The organism is Bacillus sp. DC4300-2b2 (assembly GCF_049895685.1).
In the GTDB taxonomy this organism is placed as follows: domain Bacteria; phylum Bacillota; class Bacilli; order Bacillales; family Bacillaceae; genus Bacillus; species Bacillus safensis.
In genome coordinates, this window is record NZ_JAFCSW010000003.1 from 34,684 (window position 1) to 54,824 (window position 20,141).

Sequence of the window (20,141 nt, forward strand, 5' to 3'; positions counted from 1 at the left end):
CAAATGCTGAAAAAAAACAAACAACAAAAGGACCCGAATTCAGTATTTGAAGCATTGTCACGTTCTGCTGATTTTACAAATGAGCTGTCTCGAAATGGAGATTTTTTGTATAGGATTTCCTTTTTTCGATCTTTAATTAATGGACATCTTCTACACGAACAAATTCTCCCCTCCCTCAAACAACTGCACCTGACACCTACTCTTGAAGAGCTTAAAGAACAAATTCCCATTGAGCAGGCTGTCATCACGAACGATCTCCAAAAAGTGGAAGAAGCCCTTCACCGGGGCAGTATTGCCATTAGACTAGAGATAGACTGGGGCAAAACGCTTCTTTTGCCGATTGAAGAAAAGAAAGGCAGACAAGTAGGTCCGCCTGAGATTGAATTTGGCATTATCAGTGCTCAGGAAGCATTTGTGGAGGTTTTAGATACCAATTTAAATTTGGTCAGGCGGCGGCTGCCGACGCCTAACCTGAAAGTTGAGGAAAAGACGGTTGGTACGCTCTCTCAAACAAAAGTAGCCGTGTTATATATTGAAGAAATCGCTAACCCGGAAAACATCGAAACGGTTCTTCAGCGAATTGAAGACATTGATTATGATCAGATTTTAGATGCGAATTACCTCGCTCAAATGCTTTATGATGTGTCCAATACGATTTTTCCGTTGTTTTTGAATACAGAAAGACCCGACCGTGTGTCATCAGGTTTATCAGAAGGGAAAATTGCCATATTAGTGGATGGCTCGCCTCATGTCTTGCTTGCCCCGACTATTTTACTTGAGTATTTTTCCACTATGGAAGACTACAATATGTCGTGGATTGCGGCTTCTTGCTTTAGGCTGTTACGCATATTTGCTGTGATATTTTCCATTTTTGCGACACCTTTATATGTCGCCGTTTTAACCTTTCATTATGAGCTGATTCCAAAGGATTTATTAGAAACCATTGTATCCTCGCGCTATCTTGTTCCATTTCCTCCGATCATTGAGGCACTATTTTTAGAGACTTCGATTGAATTACTAAGAGAAGCAGGATCAAGGCTTCCGGCTAAAGTCGGTCAGACGCTCGGGATTGTTGGAGGGATTGTCATTGGACAGGCGGCTGTAGCAGCAGGCTTAACGAGCAATATTTTACTCATTATTGTTGCCCTGTCTGCTCTCGCCTCATTTGTCACGCCTATTTACAAAATGGGCAGTACCATTCGGCTGCTGAGATTCCCTTTTTTACTCGCAGCACAGGTTTGGGGCGCATTAGGCATTGCTGTGATGGGATCTTTTCTGCTCACCCATTTAATGAAATTAACTTCAATTGGCCGCCCATATTTAGAGCCTATTTTTCCAATGCGCCTTGCTGATTTAAAGGGCAGTTTGATTCGTCCTCAGCTCCGTTTTTTGAACAAAAGGCCGGAAAATTTACGACCGCAAAATGAAACCATCCATCGCTCTAAGCCAAAGCAAGGCCGCAAGGGGAAAAATGATTTTTATGAATAAGGAAGTGAAGGCATGAGCTCTTCTTCTGTCAAAGAGAAATTTCAAGTATCCCCTTATTTTGTGTTTTTTCTCATCAATGCCAATCAAGTTGGTGTCAGCATTTTAAACTTTCAAACAAACCTTGTTCGTTCTATCAATAATGATGGATGGATCGCTATTTTGATTTCTGGCATGAGCGTCAATGTGATGATCTTTTTAATGTACTTGATGTTTCAAAAGGCACCTTCGGATGAATTTGGTGATATCACGCAATATGTATTTGGCAAATGGATTGGGCAATTATTCAACATTCTTTATATCTTATATTTTGCTTCTTTGTCGCTGACCGTTCTTATCCATTACATGGATGTGATCCATGTATGGCTGTTTAAAGAAATCCCTGGTCTTTTGTTTGCATCTGTACTGCTGCTGCTTGTGTATTACATTCATACTGGCGGCTTTAGAACCATTGCTGGCTGGGCATTTTTTAGCATTGTACTGACGTATTGGATGACGTTTATTTGTTTTTATGCCATGAAATATAGTCACATTCGTTTCATGTTCCCAATGTTTGATCATACATTTTCGCAAATGCTTGTGGGAGTCAAAGATGCATCCTTATCCATGTTTGGTTTTGGCACGCTGCTTGTCTATTATCCCTTTATTAAACAAGCTCAAACATCTCAAAAATTTGCTCACATGGGGGCATTATTTACGACATGCTTAAACTTGCTCACTTTTCTCGTCTCTATTGCGTATTACTCAAGTGCTCAGCTCAAATTAACAAAATGGCCGACACTAACGTTAACAAGCATTGTGAAGCTTCCGTTTATCCAGCGCTTTGAATTTATTGAAGTGTCTCTTTGGCTGCTTCTGATCATTCCTAATATCACGATTCCATTATGGGCAGCGAGCCGAATGGCAAAAAAAATGCTTCATACGAGCCAGCGCGTCACGTTCATCGGGCTCAGCATCCTCATTCTGATCATGTTTTCGTTTTTTGCCAGTGCAACTTCTTTTGAAACCTTTAATCAATGGGTGGAATTTAGTGGATTCATTCTGATCTATGGATTGATTGTCTGTATGGTCATTGGACTGATGCTGAAAAAAAGGAGGGGGAAAAAACGAGCATGAAACGTTATATACTTACGGGCCTCATGTTGTGTAGTCTTTTGTTAACCAGCTGTGCAGAGCCCCGTCTTTTAGATGAATTAAATATCTCCCAGGCGGCGGGATTTGATTTAGTGGAAGATGGAGAAATGAAGGGCTTCTTTGTCTTCCCTGTCTTTAAAAGTCAAGAGCAAGGAAGTTATCAAATATTAAGTGCAAGGTCAAACACCATTAGCAATATTCAATTTCTTGTATCAGAAAAATCGCCTTTTCCAGTCGTCATGGGCCAGGTGCTCGTTATTTTAGTCAGTGAAAAGTTAGCAAAAGAAGTCGGCATGATTGATTTAATGAATTACATTTACCGTGATCCTATTATTGGTTCACGCCAAGTGTTTGCGATTGTAGGCGGAGAAGTGGAAGATTTATTATACACAAAAATGAATCAAACGAACTTAAATATAGGTGTATATCTCTCTGATCTGCTCGCCCAAAATATGCGAAATGGCAATGAACCTGTCACCAATCAGCATATTTTTATGAACCAAATGCTGGCAAAAGGAGTCGATGCATACCTCCCTTACATCAAGAAAACAAGCAATGGCATTAAGATCACAGGAGTCGCTCTGTTTGATCATGAAAAAATGGTCAGTCATATACCTGGAAAAGACACGTTCACATTTAAAGCGATGATTGAAAATCATAAAAATGGCATCTATGAGTTTCAATTGGCAGATCAAGCAAAGACCCATGTCGTCATAGAAAATATCAAATCTCACGTGTCTTACCGAATCAAACCAACGAAAAACCTAACAAAGAAGCCTCATATCATGATTGATATCAAGCTGAAAGGCGAATTAAAAGAATTCATGAAGTCCAAAAAGATTGATAAACCATCTATATTGGACCATGTTGAAAAAGAAGTAGAAAAACGTGTCGCTCAGCAAGGACAAGACCTTGTTCAATCCTTTAAAAAGCAAAACATAGATCCGCTTGGGCTGGGCCTTAGGTATAGATCAAAAGACAAAGCAGTGACACCAGAAAAATGGAAGGACATTTATCCTGATGCAGATGTACAAGTTAAATGCCACATGAAAATTGTTCAAACGGGAGTCAGCCAATAAAAAGGCTTATTCAAATATGTCTTGTTTGTTCTCCAAGATTTTCGACATTTTCATTTTGACTCGTGGAACGCGATCTTTTTGATGATATTCATTTAAAATCTTCTCTACTTCATTTTTATCAGTTTTAAGGATTTTAGGTGAACATTGTTCCACTAGGACCGGTCTATTCCCTTTTGCACAGTTTGCCATTGTATCTAGTGCAATTAAGCTGAAAGGTCTTCCTTTGTTTAGCCAAGATTTCATTCTCTCCCAGGTTGGGTAGCTGACGGCTGCCAGCCTTCCCCACTGATCGTGAAAATGAGTACAGGCTGATTCCATCTAATCCAATATGTTGTGAGAACGAAAACGGTGCAGGCAAATAAATGCTGTGATCGGCCTTTCTTTTTCACTGACCGATTTCAATTTCTCTAGAATAGGTTGTCATCCTTCATCTACTGGCAAACTGCTGGCGGCTGCCCACGAAAGTGGATAAAAAAATTCTTCATCAGCTTGATCCAAAAGTTCCCTTACCCACCCAGCAGCAGAGGTACCTAACACATCAGCTGCGATTTCTAACATTCGTGATTTCACATCGGCATGCTCCGTTTCATAAAACCTGCTTTGAACAGCATCCAAGATCTTTTGCTGATCGTGCTGTTTCAGGACATCGGTGACATCATCCTCAAGAAACCATCTAGTGATTGAAAAGTCTAATAAAGACACCAAATCACGCCTAACGCCTTGTAATGTTGGTGCTTCAGCGTTTTTGGTGATGACAACATCTCTTCTAATTGGTAAGCCTGTCCGTCCTCTCCATAAAAATCATCGTGCAGTAAAAATTGTTTAGGAGAATGGAGAACAGCTAGGTGATACCATTCAATAGGCCGTAATGAATAGGTGAGTAATCTTTCGTGGCATTGATGGCATAATTGATAAGGCTGTTTCGGTTCATCAGACGCTTCTACAACGTTCATTTCGTTTTTTTGACAGGCTTCACATAAAGTAGTTGTCCCCACTGCTTTCACTTCCTTTTACTGGAAATGTAATGTCATTCCGCTTCTTTCATCTTTCATTCGAGAAAGCATAAGGTGATAGAGATCATTTTTTCTAACACCAGCGGCTATTCGTCCATGTTGAATCAAATGAAGAAATGACAATGCTCTAATCTTCATCTTTTACATCGGGGTCTTCCGGAATCGGTTCATTTAAGATCTCTTGGACGAGTTCTTTATATTGTTCGAGCTGCTTTAAATGCGTTTGAAACTGCCCTTGATAAATGAGATAAGATTCTCCGTCAAATACGTAACGGATCTTTTTTTGCTGAATTAATTTTTCAATATACGCTTCTGATACTTCCAAGTATTCAGCTGTTTCTGCGATTGTTAAATACATGCTTGTGCACCACCCGTTCGTTTCATCTAACAAATTATATCATGATCTGCTGAAAAAACGGATGCAGCCTATTCTCTTTTCTGGTGGCCATTCTTCATATAGCAAGTAGATCGTCTAGATGCCGGTAAATATGGTATGATAAAATCTGCTAGATGAGCGCTTGCCAACATAGACTTGGTGTTCAGTGGCGTCTGTGATGAGCCGCAAGCCATGCTAGCATATATAGAAAGCATACTCATGAGAAAAGCAAAACAAGCATAGGCTCTTATAAGGATGCTTGAAGAAAAATCGTATTTAAAGGCAGAGTGAAATGAATGGGAACCTTTTTTAATGAAATTTTGACCTGGCTGACAAGCCTTGGTTATGTAGGTGTAGCACTAGGGCTGATGATTGAAATCATTCCGAGTGAAATTGTACTTGCCTATGGCGGATATATGGTGTCAACAGGCACAATTGGTTTTGTAGGAGCTGTGATTGCCGGCGTCATCGGTGGTACGCTCGCCCAGTGTTTTATTTACTGGATCGGTCTGTACGGCGGACGACCTTTTTTAACAAAGTATGGAAAGTATTTATTCATCCATGAACATCATATCGCGACTGCAGAGCGCTGGTTTGATCGGTATGGAACCGGTGTAGTCTTTACCGCGCGCTTTATCCCTGTTGTTCGCCATGCCATCTCGATTCCTGCGGGTATTGCCAAGATGCCTTTTTTAAAATTTGTTCTCTTGACAGGATTAGCTGCCATCCCTTGGTCGATCCTATTTATCTATCTTGGCATGCAGCTTGGGACAAAATGGGATCATATTCAAAGTGTTGCTCATACTTATACAACCCCTATTATGGTCATTGCTATTGTCCTGATTGTTCTCTATTTTGTACTCAAAAAAATTCGGACGAATCGAAAACGGACAATCTAACAAAAACGCCTTTCACTGATCTGGTGAAAGGCGTTTTTTTATATGTGTGCTGATTGTTTTTTCATATATTGAGATAATTCTATAATCATTGCACCCATTCTCTCAAGTGATGGAGCAAGAATTCGGTCTATTCCTTCTTCTTTTAAAGCTTCAGCAGTGACTTTTCCGACAGCTACTGCCAGCACGTCCTGCTCGAATAATGCTTGCAATTCTTCTTTTCTGCCCCATTCTGCGGCTAGTTTGAAAAAGGCGTGAACCTGGACAGCGGTTGTAAAACAGACGGCATGAACTTGTCCATCTTTCATTTCTTGCAGCAGCGTTTCAGCAGCCTCTGGTTCAGGAGGTGTGTGCTGATATGGTAAAAGCGGCAAAACATCTGCCCCCTTGTCATGTAAAAACTGAATGAGAGCTGGTGCATTTTCACCATGAAGCTGAACCATTACACGTTTGCCTTGAAACTCCTTGTCTTCAAGTTTTGAAATTAAGTCACGAACCGTACCGTCTTCATCAGAGACCTCCGGGTGAATCCCGCGTTTTTTCAGCGCAGCAAAGGTTTTGTACCCTCTTGAAGCAATATGGGCATTTGATAGAATGTTCATAAATTCATTACCAAGCTGCAGCTCTTCTGCACTCTCAATCAATGTATCTGTACCGATGCCTGTTGTTAAGATCACCCAGTCGGCCCCTCGTTTCACAAAGGTCTCTATGCCTGGCTTTAATTCCTCTTTTGCTAAAAATACGGTTCCTTGAAGAGAGCGAATAACGGCTTGTCCTCCTTGCTTTTCGACAAGTGTACGCATTTCTTCTGTTTTTCTCGTTCCACAAATGGCAATCGTTTTTCCAGATAAGCCTTTACTCATATTATCCCTCTTTTTCTATCACATTTGATATGTATTAAATATAGATTTATTTGGAAGACGATGCAAGTGTCTACTAAAAAAGAGCTTGACGTTTCTATCGAATTCGAGTATCTTTTGTAAGTGCAAATTGTAGGAGGTCATTATGGAAAAACAGAATGTTCAAGCAATTCGATTATCAATTGCAGACCCAACACCACTTGGTTTGTTTGGTTTAGCAATGGTGACGCTCGTTGCGTCCTCACAAAAACTAGGAATCACAGATGGCACTTCCCTTATTTTACCTTGGGCTATCTTCCTTGGAGGAATCGCGCAGCTGATCGCGTCCATACAAGATTCAAAGCATCATAATATTTTTGGAGCCACTGCTTTTGGCGCATTCGGTCTTTTCTGGATGGGCGTTGGAACGACTTGGCTCATTCAAGCCGGCGTTTTTGGGAAAACGCTTGCGGGAGCAGCAGATCCAAAACAGCTAGGCTTTGCGTTTATTGGTTATTTGATTTTCAGCTTGTTTATGACGATTGGTGCAATGGAAACACATAAAGTGTTATTTTTGATTTTCGTCTTTATTGATTTCTTATTCATTGGTCTTTCCCTTAGCACGTTTGGTGTGATGTACGATGTGACTCATACCATGGCAGGTATTGCAGAATTGATCATTTCCCTGCTTTCATTTTATGGTTCTGCAGCTGTTGTGCTTAATACACATTTTGGCCGTATTGTTCTGCCAATCGGACAACCATTTCGCATTTTTACAAAAGCATAAATAAAAAAGAACTGCGCTGTGCAGTTCTTTTTTTGTTTATTTTTCTTGTGCCTCTTGAAAGATCTCCCCGATGATTTCATACGAACGCATTCTTTCTTGATGGTCAAACATATCCGAATTAATCATCACTTCATCTGCTTGAGTAGCTTCAATAAAGGCTTCTAATTCTGTTTTCACCTTTTCTTTATCCCCGATGATAGTCGAGCTTAATTGTTCATCCACCATCGCCTTTTCATATGGACTCCAAAGACCGTCCATGCTCTCGACAGGTGCCTTCAGTTTTCCTGGTGTGTTGCGAATAAGACTTAAAAACCGCTGATAATGAGAGGTTGCCAAATATTCAGCCCGCTCTGTTTGATCTGCAGCAAAAACCGTCACACCGACCATTGCATAAGGCTCTTTTAACACATCAGAAGGCCTAAATGACTGTCTGTACAACTCTAACGCGGGAATTGTATTTTTAGGTGAGAAATGTGCTGCAAAGGCAAATGGCAATCCAAGTTCTCCTGCAAGTCTGGCGCTAAAACCACTTGAACCAAGGAGCCAAATTGGAATGTCCAGGCCTTCTCCTGGAACGGCTCTTACATGTTTTTTAACCTGACCGGTCGGCTTGAAATATTGACGAAGTTCTTCAAGCTGCTCAGGGAAATCTTCTCCGTTATGAAGATTACGTCTAAGCGCTCTTGCTGTTAACTGATCCGTCCCTGGTGCTCGGCCAAGACCTAAATCAATTCTCCCCGGATACAATGTCTCAAGTGTGCCAAATTGTTCGGCAATGACAAGTGAAGAGTGGTTTGGCAGCATAATCCCACCAGATCCTACTCGAATTTTTTCTGTTCCTCCCGCAATATATCCAATTAAAACGGACGTTGCAGAGCTCGCAACCCCTTCCATGTTATGGTGTTCTGCCAGCCAGTATCTATGATAGCCCCACTTCTCCGCCTTTTTTGCTAAATCCATGCTACGCTCAAAAGATTCTTTAATGGTGCCGCCTTCTGTCACAGAGGATAAATTTAAAACGGAATAGGTTTTGCCCTGTAAAACTGATTGACTCATAAATGATGTCCCCATTTCTGTCAAAAATCATACTATTTTTATACTTTCAACACCATAACATAAATCCATGAAAGATTTAAATAATTTGATTCGATGATTTTCGAAATGATGATTTTCGAAATGATGATTTTCTAGGTTTTACTTCCAATTTGAAAATTTGCACATAGAATGAAATATCAATTCTAGGAGATGGGCAATTTGTACAATCAATTCGAACACAAATGTCCCTTTTGCGGTAAATACCATGAACAGCCTCATTACAAAAGATCACGTCATGACCGTCCTCGAAAAAAAGACTGTCCATTCATTAAACAAGAATATTTAAAACAAAATATATCTCAAGGGAATCAACCTTGCCACATTGCAAAAGGAAAAAAACAATCAAAACCAAATCAAAGATCTGGACCAAGAGGCCCGGCAGGCCCAGCAGGCCCCCCTGGACCAACCGGGCCTACTGGACCTGCTGGCGGGTTAACCGGCGCCCTTCCGTTTAATCCCTCACAATCACAAAATTACGATGCAGGGCAAGTGGTCACGTTTGATGGCAGTACTTACATTGCCAATGTTGACGCTCCATCAGGAATACCAGGACTTTCCCCCGACTATACCCTTTTGGCTGCTTCTGGAGAAACAGGTCCTACTGGCGTCACGGGTATCACTGGAGATACCGGTCCTACTGGCGCAACGGGTATTACCGGAGCTACTGGCCCTACCGGCGTAACGGGTGTCACTGGAGCTACTGGCCCTACTGGTGCAACGGGTAGCACTGGAGCTACTGGTTCTACCGGGGCAACGGGCATCACCGGAGCTACTGGGCCTACTGGCGCCACGGGTAGCACCGGGCCTACTGGACCTACTGGCGCAACGGGTATCACTGGAGCTACTGGGCCTACTGGCGTCACAGGTAGCACTGGAGATACTGGTTCTACCGGGGCTACGGGTGTTACTGGAGCTACCGGACCTACTGGCGCCACGGGCAGTACTGGAGCTACTGGCCCTACTGGCGCAACAGGTATCACTGGAGATACTGGTTCTACCGGGGCTACAGGTAGCACTGGACCAACAGGTCCTACTGGCGCAACAGGTATCACTGGAGATACTGGTTCTACCGGGGCAACGGGTGTCACTGGAGCTACTGGGCCTACTGGCGTCACAGGTAGCACTGGAGCTACTGGGCCTACCGGCGTAACGGGTGTCACTGGAGATACTGGTTCTACCGGGGCTACAGGTAGCACTGGACCAACAGGTCCTACTGGCGTCACGGGTATCACTGGAGATACCGGACCTACTGGCGCAACGGGTATCACTGGAGATACTGGTTCTACCGGTGCAACGGGTGTCACTGGAGCTACTGGGCCTACTGGCGTCACAGGTATCACTGGAGATACTGGTTCTACCGGTGCGACGGGTGTCACTGGAGCTACTGGGCCTACTGGCGTCACAGGTAGCACTGGAGATACTGGGCCTACTGGCGTCACGGGTATCACTGGAGATACCGGACCTACTGGCGCAACGGGTATCACTGGAGCTACTGGGCCTACTGGCGTCACAGGTATCACTGGAGCTACTGGGCCTACTGGCGTCACAGGTAGCACTGGAGATACTGGTTCTACCGGTGCGACGGGTGTCACTGGAGCTACGGGGCCTACTGGCGTCACAGGTAGCACTGGAGATACTGGTTCTACCGGTGCGACGGGTGTCACTGGAGCTACGGGGCCTACTGGCGTCACAGGTAGCACTGGAGCTACTGGGCCTACTGGCGTCACAGGTAGCACTGGAGATACTGGGCCTACCGGCGTAACGGGTGTCACTGGAGATACTGGTTCTACCGGGGCTACAGGTAGCACTGGACCAACAGGTCCTACTGGCGTCACGGGTAGCACTGGAGATACCGGACCTACTGGCGCAACGGGTATCACTGGAGCTACTGGGCCTACTGGCGTCACAGGTATCACTGGAGATACTGGTTCTACCGGTGCGACGGGTGTTACTGGAGATACCGGACCTACTGGCGCAACGGGCAGCACTGGAGCTACTGGCCCTACTGGCGCAACAGGTAGCACTGGAGATACTGGTTCTACCGGGGCTACAGGTAGCACTGGACCAACAGGTCCTACTGGCGCCACGGGTAGCACTGGAGATACTGGTCCTACTGGCGTCACAGGTATCACTGGAGATACTGGTTCTACCGGTGCGACGGGTGTTACTGGAGCTACGGGGCCTACTGGCGCAACGGGCAGCACTGGAGATACTGGTTCTACCGGTGCAACGGGTAATACTGGATCAACCGGACCTACTGGCGCAACAGGTAGCACTGGACCAACAGGTCCTACTGGGATCGGATTAAGTGGTGTTGAAGCTTATGATCCTGTAATGGCACCAACATATTCAGTAGGGCAAGTGGTCACTTATGGTGGTGGTACTTATCTTGTGGATTTTGCACCACCTTCAGGTACGCCAGATACGTCACCAGATTACACACTTTTAGCAGCACCGGGTGAAACCGGTCTTACTGGCGCAACAGGTATCACCGGATCAACTGGTTCTACCGGAGCCACGGGCAGCACCGGAGCCACTGGACCTACTGGCGCAACGGGTAGCACTGGAGCTACTGGTCCTACTGGCGTCACGGGTAGCACTGGAGCTACTGGCCCTACCGGTGCGACGGGTGTCACTGGAGATACTGGGCCTACTGGCGTCACAGGTAGCACTGGAGATACTGGGCCTACTGGCGTCACAGGTAGCACTGGAGATACTGGGCCTACCGGCGTAACGGGTGTCACTGGAGATACTGGTTCTACCGGGGCTACAGGTAGCACTGGACCAACAGGTCCTACTGGCGTGACTGGTATCACTGGAGATACCGGACCTACTGGCGTCACAGGTAGCACTGGAGATACTGGTTCTACCGGGGCGACGGGTGTCACTGGAGCTACTGGGCCTACTGGCGCAACGGGTGTCACTGGAGATACTGGTTCTACCGGGGCTACAGGTAGCACTGGACCAACAGGTCCTACTGGCGTAACGGGTGTCACTGGAGATACTGGTTCTACCGGGGCAACGGGCAGCACCGGAGCTACGGGGCCTACAGGCGCCACGGGTAGCACCGGAGCCACTGGACCTACTGGCGCCACGGGTAGCACTGGAGCTACTGGGCCTACTGGCGTCACAGGTAACACTGGAGATACTGGTTCTACCGGGGCAACGGGTAATACTGGATCAACCGGACCTACTGGCGCAACAGGTATCACTGGACCAACAGGTCCTACTGGGATCGGATTAAGTGGTGTTGAAGCTTATGATCCTGTAATGGCACCAACATATTCAGTAGGGCAAGTGGTCACTTATGGTGGTGGTACTTATCTTGTGGATTTTGCACCACCTTCAGGTACGCCAGATACGTCACCAGATTACACACTTTTAGCAGCACCGGGTGAAACCGGTCCTACTGGCGCAACAGGTATCACCGGATCAACTGGTTCTACCGGTGCCACGGGCAGCACTGGAGATACTGGCCCTACCGGTGCGACGGGTGTCACTGGAGATACTGGCCCTACCGGTGCGACGGGTGTCACTGGAGATACTGGGCCTACAGGCGTCACAGGTATCACTGGAGCTACGGGGCCTACTGGCGCAACAGGTAGCACTGGAGATACTGGGCCTACAGGCGTCACAGGTATCACTGGAGATACTGGGCCTACAGGCGTCACAGGTAGCACTGGAGATACTGGGCCTACTGGCGCCACGGGTAGCACTGGAGCTACTGGGCCTACTGGCGTCACAGGTATCACTGGAGATACTGGTTCTACCGGGGCGACGGGTGTTACTGGAGATACCGGACCTACTGGCGCAACGGGCAGCACTGGAGATACTGGCCCTACTGGCGCAACAGGTATCACTGGAGATACTGGTTCTACCGGGGCTACAGGTAGCACTGGACCAACAGGTCCTACTGGCGCAACGGGTAGCACTGGAGATACTGGTCCTACTGGCGTCACAGGTATCACTGGAGATACTGGTTCTACCGGTGCGACGGGTACTGGAGCTACGGGGCCTACTGGCGTCACGGGTATCACTGGAGATACCGGACCTACTGGCGCAACGGGTGTCACTGGAGATACCGGACCTACTGGCGCAACGGGCAGCACTGGAGCTACTGGTTCTACCGGTGCAACGGGTAATACTGGATCAACCGGACCTACTGGCGCTACAGGTAGCACTGGACCAACAGGTCCTACTGGCGTGACTGGTAGCACTGGAGATACCGGACCTACTGGCGCAACGGGTGTCACTGGAGATACTGGACCTACTGGCGCAACGGGTAGCACTGGAGCTACTGGGCCTACTGGCGTCACGGGTAGCACTGGAGCTACGGGGCCTACAGGCGCCACGGGTAGCACCGGAGCCACTGGACCTACTGGCGCAACGGGTAGCACTGGAGCTACGGGGCCTACTGGCGTCACAGGTAGCACTGGAGATACTGGTTCTACCGGTGCAACGGGTAATACTGGATCAACCGGACCTACTGGCGCAACAGGTATCACTGGACCAACAGGTCCTACTGGGATCGGATTAAGTGGTGTTGAAGCTTATGATCCTGTAATGGCACCAACATATTCAGTAGGGCAAGTGGTCACTTATGGTGGTGGTACTTATCTTGTGGATTTTGCACCACCTTCAGGTACGCCAGATACGTCACCAGATTACACACTTTTAGCAGCACCGGGTGAAACCGGTCTTACTGGCGCAACAGGTATCACCGGATCAACTGGTTCTACCGGTGCCACGGGCAGCACCGGAGCTACGGGGCCTACAGGCGCCACGGGTAGCACCGGAGCCACTGGACCTACTGGCGCCACGGGTAGCACTGGAGCTACGGGGCCTACTGGCGTCACAGGTAGCACTGGAGCTACGGGGCCTACTGGCGCCACGGGTGTCACTGGAGATACTGGTTCTACCGGGGCTACAGGTAGCACTGGACCAACAGGTCCTACTGGCGTAACGGGTGTCACTGGAGATACTGGTTCTACCGGGGCAACGGGCATCACCGGAGCCACTGGACCTACTGGCGCAACGGGTATCACTGGAGCTACTGGGCCTACAGGCGTCACAGGTAGCACTGGAGCTACTGGGCCTACCGGCGTAACGGGTGTCACTGGAGATACTGGTTCTACCGGGGCTACAGGTAGCACTGGACCAACAGGTCCTACTGGCGTGACTGGTATCACTGGAGCTACTGGGCCTACAGGCGCCACGGGTAGCACCGGAGCCACTGGCCCTACTGGTGCCACCGGTAATACTGGAGTTACTGGACCTACCGGCGTCACAGGCATCACTGGACCTACGGGTCCTACTGGCGTGACAGGTATTACTGGGGCAACTGGTTCTACCGGCACTACGGGTAGCACTGGATCAACCGGACCTACTGGCACCACAGGTATTACCGGGGCTACCGGACCTACTGGCGCAACAGGTATTAGCGGAGCTACGGGGCCTACCGGTGCCACAGGTATCACCGGAGCTACGGGGCCTACCGGCGCCACAGGCATTACAGGTGCAACTGGACCTACTGGCGTGACAGGTGTTACGGGTGTCACTGGGGCAACTGGAACAGGTGGTTTTACAGATACTGCACTTTATGCTGCTAATAGTTCTGGACCTACCATTGTTACTGTAGCCAGTGGAACGAATATTCCTCTGCCAAACTTTCAAAACATTACTGGTTTTACAGCAAACGGCACAAGTACTGTTTTTACCGTTGTGCAAACTGGTAAATATTATATTACGTATCAAGTCAACACCACTACAGCTCTTTTGATTAATACACGTTTGCTTTTAAATGGAACAACTACTGTTTCTGGTTCTGTTCAATCACCTGTTATCTCCACTTCATTTATCAACAACACTGTTATTGTTAATTTAACAGCTGGTAATACCATTTCACTGCAGTTTTTTGGGGCGGTTGTAACAGCTATTTTAGTTGGTGGAGGTGGTGCTGCAGGAGCAGCCTTGACCATTATACGGCTAAGCTAAACGAAAAAAGAAAGGCTTTCTCAGCCTTTCTTTTTTATATCTTCTATTAAAGTTATACAACGTTCAATATCATGAGACTGCAAAAGGTGAAAAATAGATTGGATGATTGAAAACTCTAAATTCCACCATTCTAATAACTGCAGTTTTTTGATTATTTCGGATGAAAATCGATATTTCATGAGCTGCTGGGGATTTCCTGCGGCTATTGCATATGGAGGCACATCTTTTGTGATCACACTATTTGCTCCGATCACGGCCCCGTTGCCTATACATACTCCGGACATAATCGTCGCACCATATCCAATCCATACGTCATGTCCAATATGAACATCCCCCTTCGATTTTGGGTGTCCTTTAATATGTGCAGCTTCTTTGAAAATTTGATTAAATGGATACGTTGTGACCCAATCTGTACGGTGTTCCCCGCCTAGAAAAATTTTCACTTCGTTCGCGATGGAACAAAACTTCCCAATATGTAATGTCGTCCCTTCCCCCCATGTCAACACTTGGAAATCTGGTCCGGCATAAGAAAAGTCACCAATATTGTGCGAGCTTAGTTCACTTCTTTGATTCAAAAACATAGAAGATCCGGCCTCCTTAAAAGTGATAGATCTTCGTATGTATATGCTGCTTTACATCTTTACATTATGATTGAACAAGCGATACAATTTGTTTTTTCTTCCATACGAGCTGATAGTAGCTGTATTGGAGGAGTAAGTTAACAAAAAACGCAGCAGGGTAGCCAATCCATATTCCTTTAATGCCAAGGGATGTATAGTGTGATAGCACATAAGCGACTGGTACTTCTACAAGCCAAATGGAACAAATACTAAAGATCGTTGGCCAAAGAACTGTCCCACTTGCTCTCATTGTGGCTGCAACAATTTGGGCCGTTCCAAAAATGAGATAGCTCCATAGTGTAATGACGACCAAACTATAGGCAATGTCTATCGTCTTAGGATCTGTTAAAAAGATAGATAAAATCTGCGGTGCAAAAATATAAACGAAAATAATGATACATCCGCCTATGGCGAAGTTAAGTCCTAACCCAATTTTAATGACATCTTTCAGTCGATTCATATTTCCTGCACCAATGAATTGTGCTGCAAAGATTGAGACCGCAATGCCAAGACTCACTGCCGGCATCTGCACATAACTCACGACTTGATTGACAACACCATAGGCAGCTGTCGCCTGCGATCCATAATCGTTGACGAAAGAAATAACGGCAATTTCTGATAAAGAAATAAGGATCATATTAATGCTTGATGGGATACTGAGCTTTAATAACGTTTTTAATAGATCCCCTTTCATCAATAAATGCTTTCTCACCGATGCATCAATACGAAGCGGATGCTTTGTCTTATATAAGTAGATATGTAGAATGATAAACGTCACAATTGTTGAAATCACAGAAGCATACGCAGCGCCATATAAGCCGAACGCCGGCAGTCCCAGCCAGCCAAATAATAAAATTGGCAGCATCAGAATATTCGTTGCCGTACTAATCATTAAGAAATAAAAAGGTGTTTTCGAATCCCCTGTTCCCCGCAAGAATGTTGTATAAACAAAATAAAGAAATAAGATCGGCATTGAGATAAATAAAATTCTGGCATAAGCCGCACTTTCCTCCACGATATTAGCAGGTGTTCCCATGAGGTTTAAGATGTCTGTTGCGAAAAAACCTCCAATGATCGCTAAAGATACGCCGATCAAAAAAGTGAATGAAAGCGTTGTACCAATGATTTCTTTTAATTTCTGTTCATTTTTTGCTCCATAGGCCTGTCCAATAAGGATCGAGCTTCCTGATCCAATTCCAATGGAAAAAGAAACGAGTAAAAAGAAAAGCGGAAAGAATGCAGAAATGGCAGCTACTGCATCCTCTCCAATCCATCTTCCGACAAGAACAATCGACACTAATTGTCCGATCGATTGCAAAATATTGCTTAGCAAAAGCGGGATGAGAAAAATGGACATGGATTTTACTAAAGATTGATTATTATCTAACGTCATGATGCTTCTCCTTCTCTCTCTAAATCTAAAGATTCTCAGCTAATATACTGACAATACGGTCTTCTATCTCTTTCCCTTTTTCGTCATCAATAAGGTGATTTAACAAGATGGAAAAAGCGAGCGTTTTTCCGCCCTGCGTGTCAATATATCCAGATAGTGTGCTGACCGTTGTTAACGACCCTGTTTTTGCACGTACTTTTTCTAGTGTAGCTGGTTCTTTCAATCTGTTCCTTAACGTGCCCCCCACCATTCGTTCACTTACCCCTGCTAAAGGGAGCGCATGTTCATAGGTTTTAAACCATCTTTCCTTTTGAATGTTTGTCAAAAATAAAGTGAACTGGTTAGCAGAGACAAGGTTAATAGGTGATATCCCTGATCCGTCACGCAAAACTGTAAGCGAAGGATCGATGCCAAACGCAGGAAGCCGTTCATTCATGACGTCCAGCCCAGCTTCAAAGCTCCCTTTGTTCTTCACTTTTTTACCTAGTTCCTTTAGCAAAATTTCTGCATGTGTATTGTTGCTTAATTTCATCATAGGAACGAGCAGCTCTGATAATGGCATCGATGTATGGGAGGCGATTTTTTTGGCTTTTTTAGGAACTTGTTTTGCTTTCAGCGATCCTTTTACTTGAATCCCTTCCGCCTTTAACGCTCGTTTCATTAAGTCTAAAGCATAGGCGGCCGGATCCGATAAAGCTACCCATTGTTTAGATGAGCTTGCTTTAACCGGAATGGTTCCAGTCAACGTAATCTTGTTAGTTCCGTGAGAGCGCTTAAAAGAAATTTTCTTATTTTCGCCTTCTGGAACTGTTTTTACTTGATTGATGACTTGAGCGACATCCGTCTTCGGTATCATCTCATATGCGGCTTTCTGTCCTACTTTTTTCCCTGGTTTTACTTCGAGAATCACGGTCCCTGCATCATAATCTTGATTCGGTGAAGCCGTGAGAGCAGAAATTTGTGCACCGTAATATTGATCCTCATCACTCCAAGGAAGATCAATCGAGTATCTCGTGTCATCAAACCAAGTGTCATCAGCCGCAAGCTGTCCGCGAATGGTATGTATTCCGGCCTTTTTGACTTGTTTGGCAAGTGCCGCAAAATCCTCCTCTAATAAAGTCGGATCGCCGGTGCCACGAAGATAAAGGCTGCCATGTAGCGTTTTCTTTTGAATGGAACCATCCATCCAGATGTCTGTAGGGAATGTGTGTGTTTCTCCAAGTATATCAAGTGCGATGGCTGATGTGAGCAGTTTCATATTAGAAGCAGGAGTAAGACGAATATCGGCTTGATGTTCATAAAGAAGAGAGGTGTCAGAAGTATCGCGGACGCTGATGCCAGAGATCGCGCCCTCTAAATCGGGTGCTGTTCGTATGAATTCGTCTAAAGCGGTCATCCAAGCCAGTGAATCGTCACGAGCTGTGAGCTGTTCATCTTTCGCTGAAAAAGGAATAAATAAAATCGACAGGATACATATTTGTAAAAACATGAGCTTTGATAAACGCTTCACGCAATTCCTCCTTTTTGTTGCAGCAAATTTTAGAAGAATATGTTCATTATACACAAAAGAACGTTTGTTCTCAAAGGTTTTTTAAACAGAAAAGTCAGCTTTCTTTGACGAAAACTGACAAGCCCTTTACCTCTTTTCTGGATTCCAGCCATCGGCTCCGCCAAGAACTGCTTGAACCGTGATCTGACTTGCTTCGTTATTGGTTAAAATAGTTGACCATTTTACGCGGTTTGCTGGACTGCTCCCCGCTCCTGTCGATCCAAATTCTTTATACCTGGCCGTTCTTTCATTGTCACGGTTATCCCAGTTATGCCATCCCACTGCTTTTATATGGTCATCCATTTTTGTATGAAGGAATGTCACAGCCGAATAAGGTCTCCACGGACGTCCTAAATAAACCGATTGCGCAGCTGCCGCTCCCTTTTTCAACGTAGAATCTATGAATACGTAGCCGTACCTTTGCGCTTCTGTTGTGGATGCTGCAGTAATATACCCATTTCCAAGACTTTTTATTTCAGCTCTTTTAAACACAGCAGTGGCTGATCCAAAAATAAAATCGACCGTGCCCTCGATATAGGAGTTTTCATAATATTGCCGCCCTGTGCCTGTTGCATAAAGTGTATCTTGATAGCCTAACACGCGTATTTGTTTGAACACAGCCCGGTCACCAGACACATACAGCGCAACTGCCTGACCAGCATGTCTGCCAGCTGTATTTTGAAAGGTGATATTTTCTGCATAAAAATCGTTTGCACGAATCATTGTGCTTGAGCTATTTGTTGTACTCCCAGTGCTTGCATTTGTGTCATCGTACGTAAGAATCGTTTTGTGCTGGTTTTCGCCTATAAAGGATACGTGTGGCTTATTTTGCGGAAGTAAAATTTTTTCTTTATATACGCCATTTTTAATATAGATCGTTGCCGGTTGTTGATTGTTTGCTGGAATCGCATCAATGGCAGACTGAACGGTGCGATATGACCCGCTTCCCTTTTGATCAACAACAAGGACGCGGTTATGCCCGGCTTCTGCTGCTTGAAGTGAAGGGGGGTCAAAAAGAAATAAAGACAAGACCATGACAATCCATACGTTTCTATATTTCATCACATATCTCCTCCTCTTTTTGTGAACGTTTTCATCAAACGTTCTTTTTGATCCTATTCCATACACGCATAAAAAAACACCCACGTTTTTATGTTGTGGATGTTTTTTTAGATTTTTCATATTGCATTGCATAAATTCCTTCATTTTCAATCCATTCACAAAATAGAACGTCTCGATAAGAGGAAATATGCTGCTTTTTTAATTGCTTATTCAGCCAGGATTCATCAAAGCCGGCTTCTTGTAAATCATCTTTTAAAATTTCGCCGTCAATAATAAACGTTCTAGGCAATTTGACTTCTTTTTCCTTCACGTTCACATCTTCTGCTGTGGCTGGTGCGTATTTCATTTTCGGAAGAACACTGACAGAGCCGTCAGTTTCCAAAATGGCATATTCAATTTCATTCAGGGCAAAATGGCCTTTTGCCCGAACCAGTGTCTGCAGCTGATTGATATCAAGCATATTCTTCTTCAACCGGTTGTAGTGAATCTTCCCCTTATCAATCACAAGCGTAGGTCTTCCTTCTAAAAACGCACGAATGGATTTAAAGCGCTGTGAAAGCCATTCAACTGTATAAATGAGAACGCCCCATACCGCAACAGCAAATAAAATGTGCTGAATCCTGACTTCCGGATCAAAAATGGCGTTTCCGACCATTTCACCTAAAATCAGTGCAGAAATAAAATCAAACGGCGTGATTTGTGCAAATTGTGTTTTCCCTAATAATTTTGTAATAAAAAATAAAGCAAAAAATCCGATTAAAAGTTCAATTAAAATATTAACGAACGGCACAAAGATTCCTTCCTTTCATGCTGCATTTA

17 protein-coding genes are annotated in these 20,141 nt (G+C 45.1%); 6 read left to right on the forward strand and 11 right to left on the reverse strand.

The annotated features are described in order from the left end of the window. Nucleotides 1-3 precede the first annotated feature (3 nt). From ACP69X_RS10050 to ACP69X_RS10060, 3 genes are read left to right on the forward strand one after another with little or no spacing between them, the layout of a single operon-like run. Complete coding sequence (locus tag ACP69X_RS10050; RefSeq protein WP_426052654.1) at nucleotides 4-1,488, forward strand: spore germination protein; 1,485 nt, start codon at nucleotides 4-6, stop codon at nucleotides 1,486-1,488. A gap of 12 nt (nucleotides 1,489-1,500) precedes the next feature. Continuing rightward, on the forward strand, nucleotides 1,501-2,601 hold the full coding sequence (locus tag ACP69X_RS10055) for a GerAB/ArcD/ProY family transporter (RefSeq protein ID WP_041085367.1): 1,101 nt from the start codon (nucleotides 1,501-1,503) through the stop codon (nucleotides 2,599-2,601). Beyond that, entirely contained in the window at nucleotides 2,598-3,698 is a 1,101-nt protein-coding gene (locus tag ACP69X_RS10060) for a Ger(x)C family spore germination protein (RefSeq protein ID WP_426052655.1), read from the forward strand. The genes ACP69X_RS10055 and ACP69X_RS10060 overlap by 4 nt, the downstream gene beginning before the upstream one ends. Before the next feature lie 6 nt (nucleotides 3,699-3,704). Here ACP69X_RS10060 and ACP69X_RS10065 read toward each other — a convergent pair whose 3' ends face one another. The 4 genes from ACP69X_RS10065 to ACP69X_RS10080 form a co-directional block, all read right to left on the reverse strand. Next, nucleotides 3,705-3,941 carry a hypothetical protein gene (locus tag ACP69X_RS10065; RefSeq protein ID WP_426052656.1) on the reverse strand — a complete coding sequence of 79 codons (237 nt, stop codon included), beginning with the start codon at nucleotides 3,939-3,941 and terminating at the stop codon, nucleotides 3,705-3,707. Between the two features lie 177 nt (nucleotides 3,942-4,118). Continuing rightward, nucleotides 4,119-4,400 (reverse strand): hypothetical protein, encoded by a 282-nt coding sequence (locus ACP69X_RS10070; RefSeq protein WP_411242196.1) that lies wholly within the window; start codon nucleotides 4,398-4,400, stop codon nucleotides 4,119-4,121. Beyond that, complete coding sequence (locus tag ACP69X_RS10075) at nucleotides 4,388-4,693, reverse strand: hypothetical protein (RefSeq protein ID WP_231120123.1); 306 nt, start codon at nucleotides 4,691-4,693, stop codon at nucleotides 4,388-4,390. Before ACP69X_RS10075 ends, ACP69X_RS10070 begins: the two co-directional genes overlap by 13 nt. Before the next feature lie 145 nt (nucleotides 4,694-4,838). Beyond that, nucleotides 4,839-5,069 carry an excisionase family DNA-binding protein gene (locus ACP69X_RS10080; protein WP_039179160.1) on the reverse strand — a complete coding sequence of 77 codons (231 nt, stop codon included), beginning with the start codon at nucleotides 5,067-5,069 and terminating at the stop codon, nucleotides 4,839-4,841. Nucleotides 5,070-5,383: 314 nt separating this feature from the next. Here ACP69X_RS10080 and ACP69X_RS10085 point away from each other — a divergent pair, with 314 nt between their 5' ends. Further along, nucleotides 5,384-5,986, forward strand: a complete 603-nt coding sequence (locus ACP69X_RS10085) for a DedA family protein (RefSeq protein WP_041085362.1) — start codon at nucleotides 5,384-5,386, stop codon at nucleotides 5,984-5,986. 38 nt (nucleotides 5,987-6,024) lie between these two features. Here the strand turns inward: ACP69X_RS10085 and ACP69X_RS10090 are convergent, their stop codons facing one another. Next, nucleotides 6,025-6,846: a uroporphyrinogen-III synthase gene (locus tag ACP69X_RS10090; protein ID WP_041085360.1), complete on the reverse strand. Its 822-nt coding sequence runs from the start codon at nucleotides 6,844-6,846 to the stop codon at nucleotides 6,025-6,027. A gap of 142 nt (nucleotides 6,847-6,988) precedes the next feature. Here ACP69X_RS10090 and ACP69X_RS10095 point away from each other — a divergent pair, with 142 nt between their 5' ends. Beyond that, entirely contained in the window at nucleotides 6,989-7,609 is a 621-nt protein-coding gene (locus ACP69X_RS10095) for an acetate uptake transporter (RefSeq protein WP_024425703.1), read from the forward strand. A 36-nt stretch (nucleotides 7,610-7,645) separates the two neighbouring features. Here the strand turns inward: ACP69X_RS10095 and ACP69X_RS10100 are convergent, their stop codons facing one another. Next, entirely contained in the window at nucleotides 7,646-8,665 is a 1,020-nt protein-coding gene (locus ACP69X_RS10100) for an LLM class flavin-dependent oxidoreductase (protein ID WP_073979952.1), read from the reverse strand. Nucleotides 8,666-8,854: 189 nt separating this feature from the next. Between ACP69X_RS10100 and ACP69X_RS10105 the strand changes: the two genes are divergently transcribed. Continuing rightward, on the forward strand, nucleotides 8,855-14,698 hold the full coding sequence (locus ACP69X_RS10105; protein WP_426052657.1) for a BclA C-terminal domain-containing protein: 5,844 nt from the start codon (nucleotides 8,855-8,857) through the stop codon (nucleotides 14,696-14,698). 20 nt (nucleotides 14,699-14,718) lie between these two features. On the opposite strand, the gene ACP69X_RS10110 is transcribed toward ACP69X_RS10105, so the two are convergent. The 5 genes from ACP69X_RS10110 to ACP69X_RS10130 all read right to left on the reverse strand — a co-directional run bounded on the left by ACP69X_RS10110 (nucleotide 14,719) and on the right by ACP69X_RS10130 (nucleotide 20,112). Beyond that, a complete protein-coding gene (locus ACP69X_RS10110) occupies nucleotides 14,719-15,279 on the reverse strand; it encodes a CatB-related O-acetyltransferase (protein WP_041085605.1) in 561 nt (186 codons plus the stop codon). 64 nt (nucleotides 15,280-15,343) lie between these two features. Next, nucleotides 15,344-16,711, reverse strand: a complete 1,368-nt coding sequence (locus tag ACP69X_RS10115) for an MATE family efflux transporter (protein WP_041085608.1) — start codon at nucleotides 16,709-16,711, stop codon at nucleotides 15,344-15,346. A gap of 25 nt (nucleotides 16,712-16,736) precedes the next feature. Further along, nucleotides 16,737-18,221, reverse strand: a complete 1,485-nt coding sequence (dacB, locus tag ACP69X_RS10120; RefSeq protein ID WP_073979183.1) for a D-alanyl-D-alanine carboxypeptidase/D-alanyl-D-alanine endopeptidase — start codon at nucleotides 18,219-18,221, stop codon at nucleotides 16,737-16,739. 126 nt (nucleotides 18,222-18,347) lie between these two features. Beyond that, nucleotides 18,348-19,322 carry a pectinesterase family protein gene (locus ACP69X_RS10125; RefSeq protein WP_269103418.1) on the reverse strand — a complete coding sequence of 325 codons (975 nt, stop codon included), beginning with the start codon at nucleotides 19,320-19,322 and terminating at the stop codon, nucleotides 18,348-18,350. A gap of 88 nt (nucleotides 19,323-19,410) precedes the next feature. Beyond that, nucleotides 19,411-20,112: a DUF421 domain-containing protein gene (locus tag ACP69X_RS10130; protein WP_269103417.1), complete on the reverse strand. Its 702-nt coding sequence runs from the start codon at nucleotides 20,110-20,112 to the stop codon at nucleotides 19,411-19,413. Nucleotides 20,113-20,141 lie beyond the last annotated feature (29 nt).

Excerpts from the sequence above, each read along its gene's own strand:
- ACP69X_RS10065 (WP_426052656.1), bottom strand. The coding sequence starts at position 3,941 with ATGAAATCTTGGCTAAACAAAGGAAGACCTTTCAGCTTAATTGCACTA.
- ACP69X_RS10105 (WP_426052657.1), top strand. The coding sequence starts at position 8,855 with ATGGGCAATTTGTACAATCAATTCGAACACAAATGTCCCTTTTGCGGT.
- ACP69X_RS10110 (WP_041085605.1), bottom strand. The coding sequence starts at position 15,279 with ATGTTTTTGAATCAAAGAAGTGAACTAAGCTCGCACAATATTGGTGAC.
- ACP69X_RS10085 (WP_041085362.1), top strand. The coding sequence starts at position 5,384 with ATGGGAACCTTTTTTAATGAAATTTTGACCTGGCTGACAAGCCTTGGT.
- ACP69X_RS10055 (WP_041085367.1), top strand. The coding sequence starts at position 1,501 with ATGAGCTCTTCTTCTGTCAAAGAGAAATTTCAAGTATCCCCTTATTTT.
- ACP69X_RS10095 (WP_024425703.1), top strand. The coding sequence starts at position 6,989 with ATGGAAAAACAGAATGTTCAAGCAATTCGATTATCAATTGCAGACCCA.
- ACP69X_RS10100 (WP_073979952.1), bottom strand. The coding sequence starts at position 8,665 with ATGAGTCAATCAGTTTTACAGGGCAAAACCTATTCCGTTTTAAATTTA.
- ACP69X_RS10115 (WP_041085608.1), bottom strand. The coding sequence starts at position 16,711 with ATGACGTTAGATAATAATCAATCTTTAGTAAAATCCATGTCCATTTTT.
- ACP69X_RS10060 (WP_426052655.1), top strand. The coding sequence starts at position 2,598 with ATGAAACGTTATATACTTACGGGCCTCATGTTGTGTAGTCTTTTGTTA.
- ACP69X_RS10090 (WP_041085360.1), bottom strand. The coding sequence starts at position 6,846 with ATGAGTAAAGGCTTATCTGGAAAAACGATTGCCATTTGTGGAACGAGA.
- ACP69X_RS10050 (WP_426052654.1), top strand. The coding sequence starts at position 4 with ATGCTGAAAAAAAACAAACAACAAAAGGACCCGAATTCAGTATTTGAA.
- ACP69X_RS10080 (WP_039179160.1), bottom strand. The coding sequence starts at position 5,069 with ATGTATTTAACAATCGCAGAAACAGCTGAATACTTGGAAGTATCAGAA.
- ACP69X_RS10125 (WP_269103418.1), bottom strand. The coding sequence starts at position 19,322 with ATGAAATATAGAAACGTATGGATTGTCATGGTCTTGTCTTTATTTCTT.